This window comes from Gilliamella sp. B3127, assembly GCF_026536935.1.
GTDB classification, from domain to species: Bacteria; Pseudomonadota; Gammaproteobacteria; order Enterobacterales; family Orbaceae; genus Gilliamella; species Gilliamella apicola_E.
In genome coordinates this window covers 1-16164 of record NZ_JAFNNI010000006.1, presented here as the reverse complement: position 1 = coordinate 16164, position 16164 = coordinate 1, and the positions used below count along the sequence as shown (strand labels likewise).

The window sequence follows — 16164 nt, the reverse complement described above, 5'->3', positions numbered from 1 at the left end:
TAAAATCGCGCCAACGCATTGTTTACTTACATTATTAAACTATGTTACATTGTTTTCCCGAATAATATTTACACTTTTTTTCATGAATCAAATAAAAAATACGTCACCATTAAAAACTGGTGGATTTTTAAATACAATAGAACGAATTGGAAACAAAATTCCTGATGTTACAACTCTTTTCTTTTATGCATTAATAGTTTGTCTGGTTGCTTCATTATTACTTTCTTTTGTCAGCTTTAATTATATTAATCCAGTAACGCAAGAAAAACTGGCAGTAGTGAATATGTTAGCACCCAACCAATTAGTTACCTTTTTTACAAAACTTGTATCAAATTTTGTCTCATTTCCACCTCTTGGAATTACCATTGTAGCTACATTGGGTATTGGTATTGCTGAAAGCAGTGGCTATATTCATGTTCTGCTCAAAAAATTATTAGCTATCACACCTAAAAAACTGGTTACTCCATCAGTTATTTTTGTCAGTATGGTTTGTCATATCGCATCAGACTCTGCTTATGTAATTTTAATGCCTGTGTCAGCAATGATGTTTTATGCGACTGGGCGTCACCCATTAGCGGGGATTGCTGCTGCATTTGCAGGATTAGCTGGAGGTTTTAGTTCAAGCTATACCCCGTCAATTATTGATCCAATAATGCAAGGCTTTACACAAAGCGCCGCTCAAATTATTGACCCGACATATCAAGTCAATGTTCTTTGTAATTACTTTTTAAGTTTTGGTGGTACTTTCTTTGTATTGATAGCCTGCTGGTTTGTTACAGATAAGATTGTTGAGCCTCGCTTAAATGCCACGATGCCTTTAAACAATGATATTCAATTAGATAACATTGCTGATTCTCCTGAGATTTCACCAATTGAAAATAAAGCATTTAAAATTGCATCAGCTGTTTTTTTAATTATTGCTGTCGGTTTAGTATTGGTTTTATTACCAGAAGATTCTTTATTACGCGCACCCGACGGTAGTATGACGAGTAACAAAGCACCAATCATGCAAATTATTGTGCCGTTGTTATTTGTATTTTTTGCAATACCAGGCTTAATTCATGGCTTTATCACTGGCGCATTTAAATCATCGCGAGATATCGTCAAATCAATGGAAAATATTACTAAGTCACTTATTCCATTTATTGTTTTTGCTTTCTTTTGTGCGCAATTTTTATATGTATTTTCAAACTCACAAATTGGTACCTTAATTGCTATTGGTGGAGCTGAGTTTTTAAAAGCATTACATTTGCCATCAGTTGTTACTATTTTTGGCGTAATAATTCTAACTAGTCTGCTTAATGTGTTAATCACTTCAGCCTCTTCCAAATGGGCTATTTTAGCGCCGATTTTTGTTCCGATGCTTATGTCTGTGGGGATCTCGCCAGAATTAACCCAAGCAGCTTATCGTATCAGTTCAGCAGTTAATGTTAGCACGCCTATGTTTGCTTTTTATCCTTTGATCATTGCTTATTGTCAGCAGTATTGTAAAAACACTGGTGTGGGTACTTTGAGTTCGATGATGATCCCATATACGGCAGCTCTCTTAATTGCTTTGACAATAAATTTATTACTGTTTTGGTTTTTAGGTCTTCCTATCGGTTTTGATAGTGGTTATGTCTATCCTCCAATAACTAGTTAATCGCAGATAAGGATTTTACTCATGAATATTACCGAACAATTAGTTAAACGATTTTTACGTTATGTAAGTATTCCAAGCCAAAGCAAAGCTGGCTCGGCAGTTGTGCCCTCTACTCCAGGACAAACTAATTTAGCAAAACAACTTGAACAAGAGTTAATTGATTTGAAGTTACAAGATGTTCACCTTGATGAACATAGTATTGTGACAGCCAAATTAACCGGTAACCAACCTAATGCGCCAAAAATTGGCTTTGTTGCGCATCTTGATACTGTAGATGTCGCACTGTCAGAGAAGATTAATCCACAAAGGGTGACTTTTACTGGTGAAGATATCTTATTAAATAAAGACAAAGATATTTGGTTTAAGGTGGCAGAACATCCAGAGTTGAAGAAGTATCTCAATGAAGAGCTGCTCGTTACAGATGGTACCAGTGTTCTAGGCGCTGATAATAAAGCAGCAATTGCAGTTGTCATGACCATGTTAGATCAGTTGCAACAGCAAAATTGCCTACATGGTGATATTTATGTTGCTTTCGTGCCAGATGAAGAAGTTGGGTTAAATGGCGCCAAAAAACTGGATCTGCAACGTTTTAAACCTGATTTTGCTTATACCATTGACTGCTGTGAATTGGGTGAAGTCGTTTATGAAACATTCAATGCTGGCTCGGTTACGTTTGAAATTGAGGGTGTATCTGCTCATCCTATGTCAGCAAAAAATGTCTTAATCAATCCAATTCGCATAGCGAATGATATTATTAACTGTTTTGATAGCTTTGAAACACCTGAACATACCGAAGGTAAAGAAGGATATTTTTGGTTTAATGATATTATTGGTAACCAAAGCACAACTACATTAAAAATGAGCATTCGTGATTTTGATTTAACTCGATATGAAGCTCGTAAAACTTACATTCAAGATGTGGTTAGTTTTATCAGCCGTAAATATCCTAAAGCAAAAATTGAATGTCAAATTACTGATATCTATAGCAATATTGCTAATTATTTAGGTGATGATCGTCGTTGTATTGATTTGATTTACCAATCATTTGAATTATTGGGTATTAAACCAAATACTATCGCCATGCGTGGAGGAACAGATGGTTCAGCACTATCAGCAAGAGGACTCACCACGCCAAACTATTTTACTGGCGCACATAACTTCCATTCTTGTTTTGAGTTTTTACCATTATCATCATTCTTGAAATCATTCGAAGTCACGATGAAAATTATTGAACTAGCGGCGAAAGTTTAAAAATAATCAACAAGAGGGAATACCATTCCCTCTTAAAAATACTTATCGAATATTATAATTTATAACTTGCAGTTAATAAAAGGCCCTCAAGTACCATACATACTACTTGAGCGCCAATACTCTTTATCAAATAAATTAGTGTTCGACTTAGATTGAATAGCGCTAATTTGTTTAAGAATCTATCTTATTTTAACTACGGTCTATTAAAATTGGCTAAGATGATTAATCGATAAATTTATAAGCTTTCTAAGTTTGATTAAGTGAATTTAAAATTTGAGAGGAAGTGGTGGGTCGTGAGCGATTCGAACGCTCGACAAACGGATTAAAAGTCCGCTGCTCTACCGACTGAGCTAACAACCCATTTTGATAGAATTACTTTCTGCTTTATTACTTGTCGCTTCAAGCAATTTCGGGTTGCTATAATACTTATAATTATAAGGCGGTGCAACCCTTTTATTGCTATTTTTATTCAATAGCTGGTTATTTATACATTTTATTATAACGATGCTATTTTTTTATTTGCTAGATCAACTGTCTTTTTATCTTTAGGGTATTTATTTACGACTTGTTGAAATACAGTTTTGGCATTCTTTTTATCACCTTTATCAAGTAAAATTAAACCCACTTTATAAAGGCTATCTGCTGCTTTTGGAGAAGATGGAAAATCTTTTACTACTGTTGCATAATAAAATGATGCATTATCTTTTTTTCCTTTTTTATAACAAAGTTGACCAAGCCAATAATTTACATTTGCACGGTAACTTGTCTTTGGGTAGGCTTTTAGATAATTTTGAAAGGCTATAATTACGTCATCACTCTGTTTGTCATCATTAATATATTGCATGACGTAATTATAATCCGCTTTATCATCACCTGAAGTAGACCATCCAGATAAACCTGAAGATGATGATGGCGATGCCCCAGCATCAGTGCTTGATGTTGAATCAGAACTGTCACCTTGGGCTTCATCATTTGAATTTGATGAGAATCCTGTCCCATTAGTCATTTGCTGTAATATCATTTTTTGGCGTTCAATTGTTTGATTAAGTTGATGCTTAGTTTCTTCCAATTGACCACGAAGTGTATCTACATCTGATTGTAGATCATTAATTTTTTGTTGATTTTGAATTATCAACTGTCCTTGCGCTTGTATTGTTCTATCCACATCAGAACTACCAGCAGCACAACCATATCCAGCAAATAATAAAAATAAGGACAATGTGAGTATTTTTTTATACATATTATATAAACTCGACGTGAACTTAAACATAAAAAACGGCTGATAAATCAGCCGTCATAAGATGGGATTAATACCCAGCGTAAGTAATTACTGCACGACGGTTTTTAGCATAAGCTGCTTCGTTGTGACCTAATACTGCTGGTTTTTCTTTACCATAAGAAACGATTGAAAGTTGTTCACCAGAAACACCATTACTTTGTAAGTAAGATTTAACTGCTCCTGCACGACGTTCACCTAACGCGATATTGTATTCTGGAGTACCACGTTCATCGGCATGACCTTCGATAACAACATTTAAGAATGAATTTGCACGCATGAAGATAGAATGTGCATTTAATAATGTTGAATATTCTGATTTAACATTGTATTTATCATAATCAAAATAAACTGTATTGATTTGTTGTAATTTTTGTAATTGAGCTAGAGCTTCTTTAGATAAAGAACCGTTACCTGCTTTGCTGCTGCTGTTTGAAGAACATGCTGTCACAGCAATTAATGGTAAAGCAACTGCAGCTACCTTAAGAAATTTAGAAAATTGCATTGAATTAACTCCTTTGTGTTTAAATAAATTATTATTGATATTTTGTATACTTCTAACCAACTTCAAAGTAACACCTGTTACCAACTAGAAAGATTAGAAGTATATATTATAACGACCTTAACATTTACACAATTTTAATAATTATAATATTGCTTAAAATTTAGTCGTTCCTCATAAATAAGGTGACCAAGATGGGAATTTTACTTGTCCATCAGTCGCTGGTAACCTTGCTTTAAAATTACCATCAGTTGAAACAAGATTTAAAATGGTACCTAAACCTTGCGATGAACTGTAGATAATCATAGTGCCATTTGGAGCAATACTCGGGGTTTCATCTAAAAACGTATCAGTTAATCGTTGATAAGTATTCGTTTCTAGATCATATCGAGTAATATGTTGCTCACCATTATTAGTAGAAATTACAGCAATAAATTTACCATCTGGAGATACGCGAGCATTTTGATTCTGGGTATTATCCCAAGTTATACGTTGTGATGCTCCACTATTAATGTTAATTGAATAAAGTTGAGGACGCCCAGCCTGATCAGAAGTATAGACAATTGTTTCATTATCAGGCATCCATGAAGGTTCAGTGTCATTACTACGCCCAGAAGTAATTTGAGTGATTTTTTTACTTCTTAAATTCATCATATATAAATTTAAGCTACCACCTTTTGATAAGGCAAAAGCTAATTTGCTACCATCTGGTGAAAATGCTGGTGCACCATTATGCTGTGGAAAAGATGCAATAGTTTCAACTGCACCACTATCTAATGTTTTTAACACTAATGCAGAACGACCACTTTCAAAAGTTACATAGGCTATTTTTTTGCCATCAGGTGACCATGTTGGTGACATTAATGGTTCTTTTGAACGGTGTACGGTGACTTGATCAAATCCGTCATAGTCAGATACACGTAATTCATGTGTGTAAGGACCCTTACTATTTTTAACGACGTAGGCAATACGTGTTCTAAAAGCACCCTTGATACCAGTTAACGCTTCAAAGATTTCATCACTTGCAGTATGGGCTGCATAACGTAACCAACGTTGTTCAATAGGAAATTGATTTTCAACTAAGACAGCTCCAGGACGTTCAACAGTATCAACTAATTGATAGGTGATAAGATATTTTCCTGATGCATCAGGTTGGATTGTACCGACTACAACGGCAGAAATACCAATATTGCTCCAAACACTAGGATTGACTTCAGAAGCGGTAGTTGGTTTTTGCGGCATTGCTGCTACATCAATTGGATTAAATTTACCACTATTACGTAAATCAGAAGCAATAATATTATCCACAACTTGTGGAGGTTCACCGCTACCTGTCCATTTAAATGGTATGACCGCAATTGGTTTAGCAGAACTTACGCTATCAGTGATTATAATTCTAACTTCAGCAGTAGCTATCATTGTATATAAAAAAACAAAACAAGCTATCAAAAAGCGAGAAGCAAATTTGATCATCTTAAATTCCTTAATCAAAAAGAAATATATTTAAGTTAAAATAAGTATAACAACCGTATTTAAATACAAAAAGATAAAACCTTTTAACAATTAACAAAATGTTATTAAATGGTATCACTCTTTACAAAATATAAATATCAGCGTGAAAGATAGCCGAAATTGCGTAACAAGTCCATAGCTATTTGAGTAAAAAAGATTTTTCTATATAAATTATTTATTATTCTTATATTCGCAATTACTGTCGCTTATTTACTATACTATGCTGATTTGGGTGGAGTTAAAAGTAGTCGCCAAAGATTTTTATTTAAATTAAATATAATCAGGCTAAAGATATTAAAGAATGATCAATAAGAATAAATTTTAAAATTTGCTATTTTTGGCATTTTTCGCAATAGAACGTATTGCGTTGGCCTATTCGATGAGACTTTATGTCAGATTTACAAATTAAACACTTTTCGCCTTCTCTACCATATACTTGGAGCTTTTGTACAAAATAACCAGGTTTACCATCAGATTGAACAAAGTCTTTAAGTGTAGTGCCACCTTGTTCTATAGATTTGGTGAGCACTTTTTTAATTGCTGTGACTAATCGTTCAAATTCTTCTAAAGTTAAACTGTTTACTTTCCGGTGCGGATTAATTTTTGCCATAAATAATGATTCTGAAGCATAAATATTACCAACACCGACCACAATATGGTTGTCCATAATCCAGCTTTTTATAGGAATATTTCGATTAGTCGCTTTTTCGAAAAGATAGTTTGCTGAAAACTCCTCGCTTAGAGGTTCTAATCCTAAATGCTTCAATTGTTTAAGATCATCAATAGAATTAGTCCAAAGCCATGACCCAAAACGCCTTGGGTCGGTATAACGTAATGTCACACCATTTTCTAATACCAAATCAACATGATCATGTTTATCTGGTTTTTGGTTTGATTTTACTATGCGTAAGCTACCAGACATACCTAAATGAATTACAATCCAATTTTGCGTCAACTGTAATAATAAATATTTAGCACGTCTAGTAATATCTATTATTATTTGACCTTGAGCATCGGAAATAGCCACATCAATAGGCCAACGAAGCTTGGGTTGTCGAACAACAACTTGTTTGATAATTTGGCCTTTTAAATAAGGTAAAATACCACGCCGACTAGTTTCTACTTCTGGTAATTCAGGCATTTAATAATCTCATTTAATTATTGAACATGTCAGTAACCCAGCTAGGAGCCGATTGATTTGTCTCAGTTTGAGAACTAACAGCACATAAACTTTGTGGATTGACCGTCCATGCCGGTAAAGTCCTTACTCCTACTCCATCGCACTGCCATTGGCCACTACTATCAATAGGTACCATAAAGATATTTTGTGGTACTGAAAGTTGTAATTTTTTCGGTGGATTATTTTGTAAGTATTCACTATATATTTTTAATGCACCTGTAGCGCCTGTTAATTTCATAGGTGAATGATCATCAAGCCCTATCCAAATGACTGCAACATTTTTTCCATCAATACCAGTAAACCAACTATCACGCGAATCATTACTTGTTCCAGTCTTGGCAGCTAAATTGAAAGATCCATATTTAGCTTTCAATGAACGTGATGTTCCTGATTCAACGACTTGTTGCATAGCGTAAGTGGTTAAATAAGCCGATTGCTGAGAAACCGCTTGAATTTGTTGCGGGTAATTTTGATAAACAAGTTCACCTTTATCAGTTAATACATACCGTAGTATTGTAAGCGGTGCACGTTGGCCATTATTGGAAATAGTTTGGAACATTTGTGCTGTTTCTAATGGTGTTAACTCTAGAGCACCTAATAAGCGAGAAGGCAAATTAGGGATACGATCTTCAGGTACCCCCAATGCTTGTAAAGTCGTTTTAGTTGCGTCTAAACCTAATGACATACCTAAGTTAACTGTAGGTACATTAAGTGAAAGAGCTAATGCATCAATTAACATCACTTTATCGCGAAACTTTCGATCAAAATTCTTCGGTTGCCAATAACCGCCGTTATCAAGTTTGATTGATAATGGGTTGTCATTTAACCAAGTATTAAGCTGATAACGTTCTGGCTGACCTAATGCAGTTAAGTAGGTTGACGGTTTTGCCAGTGAACCAATTGCTCGTCTAGTTAACCACGCTCTGTTATAACCAGGGTAACGTGGCTCAGCGCTACCAATAATAGAACGGATTTCACCTGTCTCACGGCTCACAATAACCATTGCTGTTTGTAATTCTTTATTAGTCGATTTACGTAATGTTTCTATTTCATCCGTAACCGATTGTTCTGCTGCAGCCTGAGCAACTGGATCGAATGTGGTGAAAATTTTCATTCCTGACAGGTGGTCTGCTTTGTCACCCAACTGTTTTCTAAGCTCACTACGAACAACTTGCATAAATGCTGGTTGCGGTGATATCACTCCACCTTTTGGTAAAACTGAAAGTGGGCGTTGGCTAAGTAAATTATATAATTCCTCATCAATAATTCCTTGTTGCTCATCAAGTTTTAATACAACATTACGACGTTCAATTACTTGTTGCGGTTGAGTCCAAGGATTATAGTACGAAGCACCTTTTACCATACCTACTAATACAGCTTGCTGATCTAATGTCAATTCATTAACTGGGCGACCAAAATAGTACAGGCTTGCTAATGGGAAACCATGAATTTCTTCACTACCAGCTTGACCTAAATAGACTTCATTTAAGTAAAGTTCTAAGATACGCTCTTTACTATATCGAGCATCTAAAATGATAGCCATATAGGCTTCACGTATTTTACGACTGATACTTCTCTCATTAGTTAAAAAGAGGTTTTTAACCGTTTGTTGTGTTAGTGTGCTTCCACCTTCAGTTCGGCCTGTTGTTAAATTAACATATATGGCTCGACCAATAGAATATAAACTTACACCATGGTGGTCATAAAAACGTTTATCTTCAGTTGCAACTAAAGTTTTTATTAAAGAGTCAGAAAATTCTCTTAAAGGCACAAAAAGCCGTTGTTCACCATTTGGGGAATGCATCATCGTTATTAATTTAGGATCAATCTTAAGTAAGCCAAAATCACGACCTGTGTCTAAATTAGATATGCGATCTATCCTGTTTTCATAGAAAGTAATTTTGACACGAAAAGCTTTTTCTTCACCATCAGGAAATGTAAATGGACGACGGTAAATTTCAACAGCACCATTTTGAACAATAAATTCACCTGGTCTAGTAGCTTTACTATCTTGCTGACGATATTGTGCACCTTTTAGCAAAGTAACAACATCACTAAGACTATAATCACTATCTGGTTCAAGGTCGACTATCTGTCCATAGACAGCCGCAGGTAATTCCCAAACATTACCATCTATACGTTCTTTAATTTGTTGATCTAAATAAATCCCATAAACGACAGTTACAGCAACAAAGATAAGACATAATTTGAAAAGCAACGACCAAAGTCGACGCCACAATGATTTCTTATTTTTTTTTGAAGATTTTTTAGTCGATTTCTTTTTAGTTGGTCTGTTCAAACTGCACCCAATATTAAGATTGAATAAAATTAACTTATAATAACATAACTTTTTAATGAAGCATTGAGCTTCTTATCAATAAGATATTTTAGTTTAAATAATATAGTTGAATATATAAAATCAATTAAAAACTAAGTTGTGGCTGAATATTTTTAACTTTTTCTATAAATGCTTTTTTAGACTTACCGGTTAAACCTTCATTAATAGGTAAACTTGCTGTTAATGGATTAACAGGTTTATTATTGATATGTAATTCAAAATGCAAATGTGGTCCAGTAGAACGCCCTGTATTACCAGATAAACCAATTTTGTCACCCTGTTTAACTTGTTGGCCTGGTTTCACTAAAATTTTGTCTAAATGCATGTATGCCGTCATATATTGCCTACCATGGCGTATAGCGACATAGTTACCTGCTGAGCCACTGTATTTCGCAATAACAACTTCTCCATTTCCTACAGATAATACTGGCGTTCCTCTAGATACTGCAAAATCAACACCATTATGTGGTGTAACAACGCCTGTAACTGGATGTAACCGACGCGGATTAAAACCTGATGATACGCGAGCTTTTTTAGCTAAAGGATATCGGAAAAAACTTTGAGATAAACTACCTGCATTAATATCATAGTATTTACCATCATCAGCTAGAATCGCATAATAATCTTTAGATCCATTTTTAATGCGAACACCAAGTAATTTACTATTGGATAAACGATTTCCATGCATTTCACGAGATAAGTATACCACGAATTTGTCGCCTACTTTTAAACGTCGAAAATCCAAACGCCACTGCAATGCACGTGTAATAATTCCAATCTCATTACTCGTTAAACCAGCTTTACGCGCATCAGCTACAAAACTGGATTTCAGCTCACCTTTAATAACATTATTTTGTGAGACACCTTCTACTGTTTCAGTACTTTCTATAAATTGATTGCCTGACTTTTCAAAAATTCGAACATTATTAGTTGATATTGTCCAGTTAAAAGTGAGCAAATTGTGATTATCATCGGTCGTCCAACTAACCTGCTGTCCAATTCTCAAATTGGCTAGTTGTTTATACTTACCTGTTAACTGTGCAATATCATTTTTATTTACATTATAACGATTCAAAATATCGTGTAATGTATCACCACGTGATATGGTATATTGCACTGTGTTATCTTTTTCTTCAGCAAGATCATCTAATTCGTCTTTAGCTATATCATCTTCAGGAACATCAGACGACTCTGTAACATTGTCAGTTTTAGACTTATCACTAAGCATATCAATTCGCCCATCGCCAATAACAACTGAAGACGAAGGCGTATCTGTAACTGTAGTTTGAGCTTGAGAATTTAGAGGGACGTACACTGTGCGATCTAAATTTAAAGGTCGCCACAATATAGTTACAAAAATAACAACAACAAGGGCTCCTAATACTGAAAAATAGGGAATTTTGAATTTATTTTTTGCAATATTAGGGGATTTAATCTGCTGTGCCAAAATTAACCTTAACTATCTTATAATCTAAACTATTTTTTATCTAAACAATCCAACAGCTCCTGAGTTAATGTTAATAAAAAGTGTGAATAGGCACCTTTTTCGACAATGATACCTGTCCCTAATGGATTTAATTCACCAATTTTAACATTTGTACCATTTACTAACTTCTTTATAACTGCAGGGCTAAACTGTGGCTCTCTAAAAACACAGACTGCTTGATGTTCCGCTAGCTTTTTTTGAATTGCATAGACAGTTTGAACGCCAGGCTGTACTGCTGGGTTTATGGTAAAACTTCCTAGATTTTTTAATCCGAACTGTGATTCAAAGTACCCATATGCATCATGAAACACAAAATACCCTCTATTTTGTACGCTAATTAGTTTTTTTGCAATGTTTTGTTCTGTTTCTGATAGATTTGTAATGAATTCGTTCAGATTTGCATCAAGCAACTGCACTTTATTAGGATACAGTTCTATAAGCTTATCATGGATTGATTTTGCAATAATTTTAGCAATTTTTGGCGAAAGCCATATATGTTCATCATATTCACCATGATGATGGTCATTATCGTTATGAGGTATTTCATCATCGTGATGATTCGTTCTAAGCAAACTCTTAATTTCGGAAACATCCATTAATTCTATCTGCTTTTGTTCATCAACATTTTTTAAAACAGTTGGCATAAAAACTTCCATATCTTCACCAACCCAAATTATTAAATCAGCATTCTTAATTTTAGCCAAATCGGAGGGTTTCAATGAATAAGTATGAGGAGATGCGCCATCCGGCAATAGTATATCTGTATTTGTTACGCCTGATGCAATTGCTTCAGTAATAAAACCTATCGGCCTTACTGAGGAAATTACAGTGGCATTAACATTATTTGTTAATCCAATAACGATTAGCGTAAGTTGTGTAAGAAAACGTAGAACTTGTCTGATGTTTTTAGTTAAATTTTTCACTTTGTCATCCAATATTTATAAAATATGATGGAATAAAACCACATTATTGTTATAATATAACATAACATATTGATCGGCAAGGACTATCGATATCATGACACAATTAATGGCTCTAAATAATATTTCGGTTAAAATAAATCAACAAAAAATATTATATGATGTTTCATTGACAATTAACTTAAGCCAAATTATTACGATTCTAGGTCCAAATGGTGCAGGAAAATCAACACTCGTCAAAGTTATTTTAGGATTAATTTCACCTACAACAGGCACCATTGAACGTGCTTCTGATTTGACTATCGGTTATGTCCCTCAATCAATAAATTTGAATCCAACTTTACCTATAACCGTCAAACGGTTTATGCAGCTAAATAAACAATTAAGTTATGATGATATCATCCAAACATTATCTTTAGTAAAAGCTCAATACCTGATTGATCGATCTATGCATCAATTATCAGGCGGGGAGTTACAGCGAGTGCTACTTGCTCAAGCATTAGCAAAACGCCCAAAACTACTTATTTTAGATGAGCCTACACAAGGTGTAGATGTAAATGGACAAGTGCTATTGTATGATTTAATTATTAATGCTAAAACGAAGTTTAGTTGTGGTGTTGTAATGGTTTCACATGATTTACATTTAGTTATGGCAAAAACAGATGAAGTAATTTGTTTAAACCATCATATCTGTTGTTCAGGAACACCAGCTAGTGTCTCAAACGATCCAGAATTTGTTTCTTTATTTGGACCTCACGGCGCATCACAAATCGCTTTATATAAGCACCATCACAATAATGATTGTTGCCAGCATCACAATGATCATAATCGAAAAATTATATTACCTGATTCAAGAGGAACAAAATAATGATTGAGTTACTCTTACCCTCTTTACTTGCAGGTTTATGCTTATCGTGTTTAACTGGTCCATTGGGTACATTTGTTGTTTGGCGAAGAATGTCTTATTTCGGAGATACGTTATCCCATGCAGCATTATTAGGGGTTGCTTTTGGCTTCCTTTTTGATATCAATCTATTCTATGCCATCGTTTTAGTGACACTGATATTAGCTATCGGGCTGTTATGGTTAGAATCTCAAAAACAACTACCTGTTGATACATTACTGGGTATTTTAGCTCATAGCGCTCTTTCACTTGGTTTAGTTGTGATAAGTTTAATGAATAGTATACGCATTGATTTGATGGGTTATCTATTTGGTGATCTTTTATCTATAACAATGTTTGATGTTTATCAGATTTTAATTTGTGTATTAATAATTGGAATTCTGTTGATATGGCGTTGGAATCAATTTTTATTTATCACTGTTAGTGAGGAACTAGCATTTAGCCATGGCATTAATGTACCACTAACAAAATTTATGCTTACAATACTTTTAGCATTAACAATTGGTATTGCTATGAAATTTGTTGGAGCTTTAATTATTACTGCACTATTAATCATTCCTGCTGCTACAGCAAAATATTATGCTAAAAACCCAGAATCAATGGCATTTTTTGCAATATTAATTGGGATGCTATCTATTTTGTGTGGGATTCTGTTTTCATTAATTTATGATACTCCAACAGGTCCTTCTATTGTATTAAGTAATACTTGTTTATTTTTTATATCATTATTTATTTCTAAATTCTTTTTAAGAACTAAAAATTAAAATATCAGTAAAATTAGAAAATTTATTGCGAGGGAACACGCATTTTTAGTTATCTGTTTGTTCACATTATTTAATTACTAATAAAGTGCTAAAAATCAGAAACTAATGAAGACAAAACTATGTCTCTCGCAATTATTTATACAAGAGCCTCTATTGGAATACAAGCACCTCAAATTAATGTTGAAGTACATATTAGTAATGGATTACCAGGTTTCGTTCTGGTTGGTCTTCCAGAAGCAACAGTTAAAGAATCTAAAGACCGAGTTAGAAGCGCTATTATTAATAGTGGCTTTACATTTCCAGCAAAAAAGATAACTGTTAATTTATCTCCAGCAGATCTTCCTAAAGAAGGTAGTCGCTTTGATTTGCCTATAGCTATCGCTATTCTTGCAGCAACCGAACAAATACCTAACAATAATCTAGCTAAATATGAATTTTTAGGTGAATTAGCCTTATCTGGGGAGATTAAGGCAGTAAAAGGTGCTATTCCTGCTGCTATATCATCTAAAAAAAATAATCGTACATTGATTATTTCTAGAGAAAATCAATCTGAAATATCATTAATCCATCATAATAATACGTTAATTACCCATAATTTATTAGAACTATGCCAATATCTATACAATGAATTTAATTTACCTACTGTTGAATACAGAGAATACAAAGATGATGATGAGCAAATAATTAACCTACAAGATATAATTGGTCAAGAACATGCTAAAAGAGCCTTAGAAATTGCCGCTGCAGGTGGACATAATCTATTGTTAATTGGTCCACCAGGGACCGGTAAAACTATGCTAGCCACTCGGTTAACTTCATTATTACCATCATTATCAGATGATGAAGCACTTGAAAGTGCAGCAATCACCAGTCTTGTTAGCGCTAATGGTTCAATTCAAAATTGGCGTAAAAGGCCATTTAGAGCCCCGCATCATAGTGCATCAGCAGCAGCTTTAGTTGGTGGCGGCTCAATACCTAAACCAGGAGAAATTTCATTAGCCCATAATGGAGTGTTATTTTTAGATGAATTACCAGAATTTAACCGTAAAGTATTAGATGCCTTAAGAGAACCCATTGAGTCGGGAGAAATTGTTATATCTAGGGCAAATGCAAAAATAAAATTTCCAGCAAAGTTTCAACTCATTGCAGCTATGAACCCTAGCCCTACGGGTCATTATCATGGAACCCATAATAGGACAACACCACAACAAATTATACGTTACTTAAATCGACTTTCTGGTCCATTTTTAGATCGTTTTGATATATCAATTGAAGTACCATTACTACCTAAAGGTACACTAAGTCAAAAAGTTAGTGTAACTGAACCAAGTGATAAAGTAAAAAAAAGAGTTATGGATGCTAGAAAAATTCAAATGATAAGAAATAAAAAGTTAAATAGTCAATTATCACCAAAAGAAATTCAAATTCATTGTTTGTTAACTGATGAAGATAATGAGTACTTAGAACAGGCTTTAATTAAATTAGGGCTTTCTGCTCGAGCTTGGCATAGAATATTAAAAGTATCTCGGACTATCGCCGACTTAGATTGTTCAAAGAACATAGAACGAAAACATATTTCAGAAGCACTGAGTTATCGTTCTATGGATAGATTATTAATTCAGATGCACAAAAATATTGGCTAATAAATTAATCATCACTATCGACAAAGTCATCACTCACGTCAACTTGAGGTTTTCCACCTGATAACGTGTGAAAACGTTTTGGTTTGTTAATTTTAGAAAGGTACTTTATCCATGTTTTTTCATAATCTGTAACTGGTTCCTTTTTCCCTTTACAAACTGCAACAAAAGATTTCTCTTCTGATGTAGTTGGCTTTTTAGTTTCTGCATCGAGATCTCTAAAAGCACAACCATATTTTTCTAAGATCTGTGCTTCTTTGATAGTAAAATCGCCATGACGAGAAAATCCTCTTGGATAATTCTTATTATCAAAAAAACGTTGTTGACTTACAAAACTTTCAGCCATGTTATATCCTCTAGATTATAAAAGTTGTTGGGCGGGAATTATAATTGACAAAGTTAATCTGTAAACAAAATTTTTTTATTTATATAAATAAAATTGAATAAATGACTAAAATTAGAACAAATCTATTATTTTTATGGCAGGGGCGGAGAGTCTCGAACTCCCAACACCCGGTTTTGGAGACCGGTGCTCTACCAATTGAACTACGCCCCTAGATAAGGTGGCGGAACGGACGGGGCTCGAACCCGCGACCCCCTGCGTGACAGGCAGGTATTCTAACCAACTGAACTACCGCTCCACCGTATTTGGTGTGTTTATAAATTAAAAGTCTGGCGGCACCCTACTCTCACATGGGTAATACCCACACTACCATCGGCACTACGGCGTTTCACTTCTGAGTTCGGCA

13 protein-coding genes and 3 tRNA genes are annotated in these 16164 nt (G+C 34.3%); 5 read left to right on the top strand and 11 right to left on the bottom strand.

The window, feature by feature from the left end; genetic code table 11:
- Positions 1-82: 82 nt before the first annotated feature.
- A complete protein-coding gene (locus J3U00_RS09545) occupies positions 83-1642 on the top strand; it encodes an AbgT family transporter (RefSeq protein WP_267332251.1) in 1560 nt (519 codons plus the stop codon).
- Positions 1643-1663: 21 nt separating this feature from the next.
- Positions 1664-2893 carry a peptidase T gene (gene pepT, locus J3U00_RS09540; protein ID WP_267332250.1) on the top strand — a complete coding sequence of 410 codons (1230 nt, stop codon included), beginning with the start codon at positions 1664-1666 and terminating at the stop codon, positions 2891-2893.
- Positions 2894-3177: 284 nt separating this feature from the next.
- Here the strand turns inward: pepT and J3U00_RS09535 are convergent.
- The 8 genes from J3U00_RS09535 to znuA form a co-directional block, all read right to left on the bottom strand.
- Positions 3178-3253 (bottom strand) — tRNA-Lys (locus tag J3U00_RS09535).
- Between the two features lie 136 nt (positions 3254-3389).
- Positions 3390-4133, bottom strand: coding sequence for a tol-pal system protein YbgF (ybgF, locus tag J3U00_RS09530; RefSeq protein ID WP_267332249.1), 744 nt, complete (start codon positions 4131-4133; stop codon positions 3390-3392).
- 67 nt (positions 4134-4200) lie between these two features.
- Positions 4201-4674, bottom strand: a complete 474-nt coding sequence (gene pal / locus J3U00_RS09525) for a peptidoglycan-associated lipoprotein Pal (RefSeq protein WP_267332248.1) — start codon at positions 4672-4674, stop codon at positions 4201-4203.
- A 171-nt stretch (positions 4675-4845) separates the two neighbouring features.
- The gene (tolB, locus tag J3U00_RS09520; protein WP_416379916.1) at positions 4846-6141 is read right to left on the bottom strand and encodes a Tol-Pal system beta propeller repeat protein TolB; all 1296 of its coding nucleotides are present in this window, start codon (positions 6139-6141) and stop codon (positions 4846-4848) included.
- A gap of 373 nt (positions 6142-6514) precedes the next feature.
- Positions 6515-7324, bottom strand: a complete 810-nt coding sequence (gene mutM / locus J3U00_RS09515) for a bifunctional DNA-formamidopyrimidine glycosylase/DNA-(apurinic or apyrimidinic site) lyase (protein ID WP_267332246.1) — start codon at positions 7322-7324, stop codon at positions 6515-6517.
- Positions 7325-7337: 13 nt separating this feature from the next.
- Positions 7338-9662 carry a bifunctional glycosyl transferase/transpeptidase gene (mrcB, locus tag J3U00_RS09510; protein WP_267332245.1) on the bottom strand — a complete coding sequence of 775 codons (2325 nt, stop codon included), beginning with the start codon at positions 9660-9662 and terminating at the stop codon, positions 7338-7340.
- A gap of 124 nt (positions 9663-9786) precedes the next feature.
- Positions 9787-11148: a murein DD-endopeptidase MepM gene (gene mepM / locus J3U00_RS09505; protein ID WP_267329985.1), complete on the bottom strand. Its 1362-nt coding sequence runs from the start codon at positions 11146-11148 to the stop codon at positions 9787-9789.
- A 29-nt stretch (positions 11149-11177) separates the two neighbouring features.
- Positions 11178-12110: a zinc ABC transporter substrate-binding protein ZnuA gene (znuA, locus tag J3U00_RS09500; RefSeq protein ID WP_267332244.1), complete on the bottom strand. Its 933-nt coding sequence runs from the start codon at positions 12108-12110 to the stop codon at positions 11178-11180.
- 94 nt (positions 12111-12204) lie between these two features.
- Here znuA and znuC point away from each other — a divergent pair, with 94 nt between their 5' ends.
- From znuC to J3U00_RS09485, 3 genes are all read left to right on the top strand, one after another.
- Positions 12205-12975: a zinc ABC transporter ATP-binding protein ZnuC gene (gene znuC / locus J3U00_RS09495; protein WP_220225240.1), complete on the top strand. Its 771-nt coding sequence runs from the start codon at positions 12205-12207 to the stop codon at positions 12973-12975.
- The gene (gene znuB / locus J3U00_RS09490) at positions 12975-13775 is read left to right on the top strand and encodes a zinc ABC transporter permease subunit ZnuB (RefSeq protein WP_267332243.1); all 801 of its coding nucleotides are present in this window, start codon (positions 12975-12977) and stop codon (positions 13773-13775) included. Before znuC ends, znuB begins: the two co-directional genes overlap by 1 nt.
- A gap of 119 nt (positions 13776-13894) precedes the next feature.
- Positions 13895-15418 carry a YifB family Mg chelatase-like AAA ATPase gene (locus J3U00_RS09485; RefSeq protein WP_267332242.1) on the top strand — a complete coding sequence of 508 codons (1524 nt, stop codon included), beginning with the start codon at positions 13895-13897 and terminating at the stop codon, positions 15416-15418.
- Positions 15419-15422: 4 nt separating this feature from the next.
- On the opposite strand, the gene J3U00_RS09480 is transcribed toward J3U00_RS09485, so the two are convergent.
- The 3 genes from J3U00_RS09480 to J3U00_RS09470 all read right to left on the bottom strand — a co-directional run bounded on the left by J3U00_RS09480 (position 15423) and on the right by J3U00_RS09470 (position 16056).
- Positions 15423-15761 carry a DUF413 domain-containing protein gene (locus tag J3U00_RS09480; protein WP_065562455.1) on the bottom strand — a complete coding sequence of 113 codons (339 nt, stop codon included), beginning with the start codon at positions 15759-15761 and terminating at the stop codon, positions 15423-15425.
- 134 nt (positions 15762-15895) lie between these two features.
- Positions 15896-15971, bottom strand: a tRNA-Trp gene (locus J3U00_RS09475).
- An 8-nt stretch (positions 15972-15979) separates the two neighbouring features.
- Positions 15980-16056 (bottom strand) — tRNA-Asp (locus tag J3U00_RS09470).
- Between the last annotated feature and the right edge of the window lie 108 nt (positions 16057-16164).